The following is a 2,117-nucleotide window of genomic DNA, read 5'->3' as shown; positions in this document are numbered from 1 at the left end:
AAATATTCCTTGATAGAATACCTAAGTTTTCTTTCAACAGATAGAATTTATATAGAATCCGGTTATATCAATGTTGCGGAAACTAACTCAATTTTATGTATAGCATTACGCAAATAGGTTAGGGCAATTATAGACACTCAAACGAACGTCAGGAATTACTTCTAACTTCTGACTTCTGACTTGCGCGTAGCGCTATAGCTGCCACTCCCGAGTTGCAATGTCTAATCAGCCGGATTCTATATTATTAATTGAACTTTTACAACTGAGAAATCGGGAACAAATATAGGGCTAAAGCCCAACTACGAACAAATATACAGTGCATTCGAGGTTTAAAGTAGCACTAACTTTTGAAATAGTTTTTTAAATCTGGAATTAAATTTTCATTTTCTAACTCCTAATTTATTTTAAAAAAAACTACTGACTACTGACTATTGACTACTGACTACTAAAAAAAACTATGACTACAACATTTCAATGCTATCAGAGTCAGTTTCGCAAAAGGAGAGTAGAAAGTAGGAAAAAAACAAACCATTGGGTTGACAATCTAACCCTCTTTGAAATCGGGAACAAATATAGGGCTAAAGCCCAACTACGAACAAATATACAGTGCATTCGAGGTTTAAAGTAGCACTAACTTTTGAAATAGTTTTTTAAATCTGGAATTAAATTTTCATTTTCTAACTCCTAATTTATTTTAAAAAAAACTACTGACTACTGACTATTGACTACTGACTACTAAAAAAAACTATGACTACAACTCTTGCCGGATTTAGATTATCTCCCCAACAACAATATCTCTGGAGATTACAAGAAAACAACTTAAATTACTTAGCAAAATGTACGATAAAAATTCAAGGGAAAATCAATGTAAATATTCTCAAATCTGCACTAGAAAAAATTTTCAACCGACATGACAATTTTCGGACAACATTCCAACGTCGCCCTGGTATTAAAATACCGATTCAAGTCATTTTAGATAACGGCAAAATTTACTGGAATAATCTAAATTTAAGCAACTTTAAATCGGAAAAACAAACAGAACAAATAGAGGAAATATTACAAAATCAAAATTGTTTGATGGCTCAACTTGACCAACAACCAATATTTCCTACAGCTTTCTTAACTCTATCTGAAGAAGAACATCTTTTATTAGTTAGTTTGCCTGCGCTTATCGCTGATAGTTTTACCTTGAATAATCTGGTTAAAGAAATCAGTAAAAGTTACGATTTATGCCTCAAAGAATCAGATTTTGATGAGGAAGCAGTACAGTATCTACAATTCTCAGAATGGCAAAATGAATTATTGGAAGAAGAGGAGGCAAAAATAGAAATCGCTTATTGGCAAAATCAACAGTTTCAGTGGGTTAATTTCCCTTTTGAAAAGTCACAGTTTGAGGCAGAAAAATTTACACCTGAACAATATAGTTTAAATTTAGACTCCAATGTTATTGCTAATTTAGAAGCAAATATTTTGCCTAATATTACCATTGATAATTTTTTACTTGGTTGTTGGCAAATATTACTTTGGCGACTTACAAAACAATCGGATATTACTGTCAAAACTGTATTTTCCGGAAGAAAATATGAAGACCTGGAAGAAGTAATGGGTTTACTGGCAAAATCTTTACCTATTTCTTGTCAGTTAGAAGAAAATTTGAAATTTACTAAATTATTAGAAGAAATTAGCGATCGCTCCACGGAAGCTGCGGAAAGGCAAGAATATTTTATTAATTCAGAAAAAGAATCTCCTGCTATTGGTTTTGAGTTTATTGATATCTCAAAAACCTATTCTGGAGGAGATTTATCTTTTACTTTAGAAAATCACTCGGTCATTTTTGATAATTTCAAGGTTAAGTTAAATTGCATAAAAACTCAAAAATCTCTCATAGCAGAATTTCAATATAATTCGGAACTAATAAATATTAATGTAATTAAATCTTTTGCTAAACAATTTGAAGCTTTAGTTACCAGCGCCGTTGAAAATCTTAATACAGAAAAGCCGGATGAAATATCTTTAAGTCAGTTAAATATATTCAGTGAATTTGAAAGTAAACTTCTTTTAGATGAGTTAAACCAAACTGAACAAAATTATTCACAAGAAAAATTAATTCACCAAAT

General features: G+C 31.0%; 1 protein-coding gene. It reads left to right on the top strand.

Going from position 1 to position 2,117, the window contains the following annotated elements:
- Positions 1 to 747: 747 nt before the first annotated feature.
- Positions 748 to 2,117, top strand: a 1,370-nt coding sequence (locus tag AC3DU7_RS32085) for a condensation domain-containing protein (protein WP_488043274.1), incomplete at its 3' end; no start/stop codon positions are given.

Source organism: Okeania sp., assembly GCF_983059655.1.
The sequence above is the reverse complement of the archived record's forward strand: the minus strand, read 5'-3'. Positions and strand labels throughout refer to the sequence as shown.